Below are 356 nucleotides of genomic sequence, written 5' to 3'. Positions count from 1 at the left end.
GCCCTGCCTCGTAGGAGCGCACCTGGGCGCGAGGGGCTTTACCGATAAGGCCTCGTCGCGCCCAGGTGCGCTCCTACGAAGACAGGCGCGTGCTACGCGGCGCCGCTGAGGTGTTCGTAGAGGATGACGCTGCCGACGGTCACCAGGATCACACCGCCGAGGATCTCGGCGCGCTTGCCGATCAGGTTGCCGAGCACGCGGCCCAGCACGCGGTCTAATACGCGGCCCAGCTTGACGCCTGCGGAGCGCACTGCCCGGCCTCGTAGGAGCGCACCTGGGCGCGAGGGGCTTTACCGATAAGGCCTCGTCGCGCCCAGGTGCGCTCCTACGGAGACTGCCGCGTGCTACGCGGCGCC

The 356-nt window shown here is 69.9% G+C and carries 1 pseudogene; it reads right to left on the bottom strand.

What is annotated here, in order from left to right:
* Positions 1-92: 92 nt before the first annotated feature.
* Positions 93-209: pseudogene (locus tag C0541_RS20530) on the bottom strand (manganese efflux pump); the annotation flags it as partial.
* Positions 210-356 lie beyond the last annotated feature (147 nt).

This window comes from Xanthomonas arboricola (assembly GCF_003353015.1).
In the GTDB taxonomy this organism is placed as follows: Bacteria; Pseudomonadota; Gammaproteobacteria; order Xanthomonadales; family Xanthomonadaceae; genus Xanthomonas; species Xanthomonas arboricola_E.
This window is presented reverse-complemented; position numbering and strand designations above follow the sequence as displayed.